Here is a 4,635-nt window from a genome sequence, read left to right as displayed (position 1 = left end):
CTAAAGGCTGCACACCAACGCTTGCCAATGTCATTGGTGATCGGCTTTCTGCCTTGACGCTGATGTTCGCGTTCGCGACGCTCGTTTAGCACGGTTGGTTACGATCAAGTACGCTAATGGTTGTCGATCGATCGATCGTCGTCTTGCCCTCGAAACGCGAATCATCGGGTCCATCGGACCGGTGATGTCCGATGGAGAATTTTCGCATGTATGACGTCTTGTTCCTCTTGGCTGTGGTTGCCCTGATCGTTGCTTGGGTTCTGGCGTTGGAAGCCAAACGCAGTCGCGATTTTCGGCGACGGTGGCCACCGATTTCGGAAGATGAGTTCGTCGCAAACTGTTCGCCGGGCACGAACCGCGAGCGAGCGCTGAAGGTGCGTCGCATCATCTCCGAACAACTCGGCCTTCCCTACGATCGGATCCATCCGGACCAGCGTTTCGTCGAGGACCTGGACTGCTGTAATTGACTCGTTCCCGCAGAGATCGCAGCTTGTTTATTGGGAGATCCTGATCGTGATTCGGCGGATGATGACGCAAACGCTTCGGTTGATTGCCACGGTGATGATTCCCTATGTCGCTGTCACGATGGTTGTCTTTCTCTGCCAACGGTTCTTGCTGTTTCTTCCCAGCCACCGCGAGGTGCCCACGCTGCTTCAGCCGTGGTTGATCGAAAATCGCACCCTCGGCTATTGCCGAGAAGTGCCCGGGGCACGGGCCATTTGGTTGATGACGCATGGGAACGGCGGTCAAGCCGCAGATCGCGATTATGTGCTCAGCCGCATGTCCGACCAGGATTCTCTCTACGTGCTGGAGTATCCGGGTTATGGGGCGCGGGAGGGGAAATCGTGTCGAGACTCGTTCAATCGAGCAGCGGCGGAGGCCTATCGGATTTTGAAATCACAGTACCCGGACACGCCCGTCTGTGTGCTCGGTGAATCGATCGGTAGCGGCCCTGCTTGTGAGCTTGCCTGGGAAGAAACGCCGCCGGACAAAATCGTGCTGGTGGTCCCGTTTGACACCCTGGCGAGCGTGGCGTCCAAACGGTTTTTCTTTTTGCCGGTGCGTCTGTTACTGCTGGACGATTGGGACAACGTGGACGCACTGAAAGACTATGCGGGGCCGGTCGAAATATTCGCTGCCACCGGCGACGAGATCATTCCGATCGAACACGCCAAAGCCTTGGCCAAGCAGATCCCCGGCGCCCAGTTCACTGCGATTTCGGGCGGGCACAACGACTGGTCATTCAATGACGACGTGAGGATTCGTCGATGACAGAGAGCGAAAACACCCCTTTCCCAATAGTGTTCGGCCCGGCGTTTGCTCTGTTGCATGAAACGGCGGGGTCAGACGCTTAGAAGGAAGGGGCGATGCTATACGGCGATGCAGTGGATCGCCAAACAGCACGAATCTTACCAAGCGCGCAGCATCGACGCCGGGTGAATCATTCAAAAACGACTCCCCGTATCGCTTGTTAGAGATTTTTTGCCGACTCCGACTTGGCAGCTTTCGCTTCCGCGACTCGCTTCTGCTTTTCAATATTGGCGAGCAGTTCTTCCTCGCTCGCCAAGCCTTGAAAGTAGTAGGAAATCATTTCGAACGTGCGTTTGTTCGGCGCTGAGCCTGTCCACAGATTGATCAACAGACAGGCGATCATGGAACAGTACACCTGGATCTCGATTCCGTTGTCGTCGTGGCTGATCAAGTGGGATCCGCCCATCAGTTGCTTGTAGAATCGAAAGAAAATCTCGATCTCCCAATCACGATGCACTCCTTTGCACAGGGCTATATCAGGTGGACAGAATAGTGAACAGCTTTTGTGATTGTCTTTATGATTTATCGGTCTTTCGAACCCGGCGTCGTCAGTCGAGTTGGCGTTTTTTGTTCGCCCCAACCACGACGGTAGCTTCTTAGTTCGGTTAAACGCGCAAGCTCACTGGCGTCGGCATGAATCGCCCAATGGCCGCCGACCGAATCGATCTTTCTCGCTTTCACCCAACCGACTTTACGCCAGCGATGCATCGTTGCGATCGGCATCTTTAAGTGAGCAGCTAAGTCTGCAAGCCACCATTCATCATCATTCAATGAACTGCGGTCTCGTGGCTGGCTTAGCGGTTCGTTCTTCCGATGTTTTTCTCGGCGGAGTAAACCGCTAATCATCCCACGGTTGAATTGCTTGGCACGTTTCGCTGGAACGAATCCTTCGTCGTTAAGCGAAGCGGCGATTTGCGCGAGCGTACTGCCACTTGCTTTAAGTTGGTGAACGCGATTGATCAGCTCTTTGTAGTCGCTTCGCTGATCGTAAGTTTGAACCGGACGAGTGTGTCGCATTCGGTTGACGAAGCCACCGGCGAAGCGAATTTCAACGTCAACGTTTTCGCTTTCATCTTCGACCGTAATCACGATGCGATCGAGAAGCGTCCTGGCAATCACTTGGCGATCTTCCGGAGTCGTTGCAGCGTCCGACCATAAGGCAGCGATGTCAGTGGATAGGCGTTCGATGCGTGATCGTTCCTCGCTTGTTAGTTCGTTCGGCTGCGACTGTTCAAAACGTCGATGATCTAGTTGCAGTCGTTCTTGATCATTCAGTTTCTCTTCCCAGCGACGCTCCAGATCCGCCGCAACTAATCGATTGCCAGGATCAACACTTGAGTATTGCCGACGAGCTAAGTCAGCTTCGTACTCCGCTCGTTGCAAGCGGTGACGCCACTGCTGCGATACTTGCTCACGTTGCGATTGGATATCTTTCGCCGCGTGCAGACTCAAGGCGATCGAAGCTGGACGCAGTGCTTCAATCATTAGTCGCCCGATAGCTTGGTCGAGTTCTGCTCCAGAGAGACTTTGGCATACAGGTTCGCCGTAGTCGATTGCTCCGCGTTGACACGTATAGCGAAGGCGGTTGCAGGCGTAAGCCACTGACATGCTTCGACCACAACGTCCACACTGAATGAGGCCCGCCAGTAGGCTGGCGCCTCGACCGGGAGCCGACATGAACCGGCTCTTCTTGCTGTTTTCTCGCAGTTTTTCTTGGTTTTCTTCGAACTGCTCCCAAGTAATGTACGCGTCGAAGCGATCCCTGATCAAGACACGGCATTCGTCGTACGCGTTGAGCGTTCGCCCCGTTGTGCGCCGGCCTGGAATCTTTTTTTTCGGGTCCACCTCGCGATGTCCCCAACGATAGGCACCAGCGTAGATCGGGTGATGAAGAAGGTTCAAAAGCGTGACACGGTTGGGTTGTCGCCATTGCAACTCGCCGCGATCAGGACCGTAGTGCGGACGAATTGGGATTTGCATTTCATCATGCACCAAAGACTTCAGGAGGCCGCTGATGCTGCCCCAGCGATTGAAGCGATCGAAGATGCTATGTACCACCGCTTGAACCTGCGCGTCCGGGTCGATGACGAAGTTGCCTTGGATCGTTCGGATGTAACCGAGCGGAGGGTGATTGAGGACCTCACCTCGCGCCGCTTTGTTGCACAAGCCTTCGTACATTCGATTTCGCAAGACGTGAAGTTCTGCTTCGCTCATCGTGCCCTTGAGCCCCAATAGCAGTCGGTCATTGTGATCGCTCGGGTCATAGGTTCCATCGGAGTCAGCCAACAGTGTTTGGTAAATCCCACAGAGTTCAAGGAGCGCGTGCCAGTCCTTGCATGACCGAGCCAATCGACTCATTTCCAGGCCGATGATCAAGCCGACCGCATCGCTACTGACTTCATTGAGCAGCCGGCGAAAGCCAGTTCGATGCTCACTCGATGAGCCACTTTGCCCCAAGTCTTCGTCGATCACTTCAATGCGATCTCGTGACCAACCGAGTGCTTCGGCACGGTCAACGAGTGCATATTGACGAGCGGTCGATTCACCATGATCGAGTACTTGTTGCTGCGTGGATTGACGAACGTAAACGATCGCAAGTCGAGCCGTATGAATCGGCTTGATCTTGGTCGAAAGCTGAGCCGATACCGTACCGGAAGACACCTGTCTTTCCGAATGTTCTCGGGCAACATCGGATGCCGCTTGCACAGTCTCATTCATCGCTTTGCTCCTCGATTCGAGGGAGCTGACGATGAAGCATGATTGCCAGCCGATCGACCAGTCGTTGCTGTTGATTCGGCGACAGATGATCCCAGAGTTCGCTTAGCGGCACTGTCGCCTTGGGCGTCTGCTGCGTCAGTGGCAGCTGCTGTGGGCGCGGGGGGGAACTTTGCGATGTCGCACGATGGACCTCCGTTGTCTGTTAGCATCTTCGCAGTCGAAACGCGGCGGTGCAGCCAATTTGCTAGCACTAGAAGCGCGTCGACCTCGATTTGGATAACACAGTTTTCCTCAGGCGGCGAGCAGATACAAGGGCAGTCTTGCGGTGTATCCGGCTTGGTTGATCTCGATCGTCCATCGGTAGGAGTAAATCAGTGCGATGACTTCCGCCGGCACATCAAGCAAATTGGTGGCGATCCGCAGTACGCCATCGCTATTCGGTGCCGTCGATCCTTTCGGCTTTCCACCGGTTCGATTTTGATGCGGTGTGCAACGTATTTCTATGATCCGAATGGTGTGATCGGGACGATCCGACGGTTTCGACGTCTTTCCCAAGCAAACGATCTGGTCGCTGATGACGCCTGCCGCGAGGTCCCCTTCGGTCAA

General features: G+C 54.7%; 3 protein-coding genes and 2 pseudogenes. 2 read left to right on the top strand and 3 right to left on the bottom strand.

What is annotated here, in order from left to right:
• Positions 1-191: 191 nt before the first annotated feature.
• Together NZK35_RS33905 and NZK35_RS33900 are read left to right on the top strand one after the other, a co-directional pair.
• Complete coding sequence (locus NZK35_RS33905; RefSeq protein ID WP_259636961.1) at positions 192-467, top strand: acyl carrier protein; 276 nt, start codon at positions 192-194, stop codon at positions 465-467.
• A gap of 58 nt (positions 468-525) precedes the next feature.
• Positions 526-1,272: an alpha/beta hydrolase gene (locus NZK35_RS33900; protein ID WP_259636960.1), complete on the top strand. Its 747-nt coding sequence runs from the start codon at positions 526-528 to the stop codon at positions 1,270-1,272.
• Between the two features lie 199 nt (positions 1,273-1,471).
• On the opposite strand, the pseudogene NZK35_RS33895 reads toward NZK35_RS33900, so the two are convergent.
• The 3 genes and pseudogenes from NZK35_RS33895 to NZK35_RS33885 all read right to left on the bottom strand — a co-directional run.
• A pseudogene (locus NZK35_RS33895) lies at positions 1,472-1,756 on the bottom strand (IS4 family transposase); the annotation flags it as partial.
• A gap of 77 nt (positions 1,757-1,833) precedes the next feature.
• Positions 1,834-4,029: a recombinase family protein gene (locus tag NZK35_RS33890; RefSeq protein WP_259636959.1), complete on the bottom strand. Its 2,196-nt coding sequence runs from the start codon at positions 4,027-4,029 to the stop codon at positions 1,834-1,836.
• Positions 4,030-4,371: 342 nt separating this feature from the next.
• Positions 4,372-4,635: pseudogene (locus tag NZK35_RS33885) on the bottom strand (IS4 family transposase); the annotation flags it as partial.

The sequence above is a fragment of the Stieleria sedimenti genome (assembly GCF_025060895.1).
Taxonomy (GTDB): Bacteria; Planctomycetota; Planctomycetia; order Pirellulales; family Pirellulaceae; genus Stieleria; species Stieleria sedimenti.
Note: the sequence above shows the minus strand (reverse complement) of the source record. Positions and strands in the feature narration are given on the sequence as shown.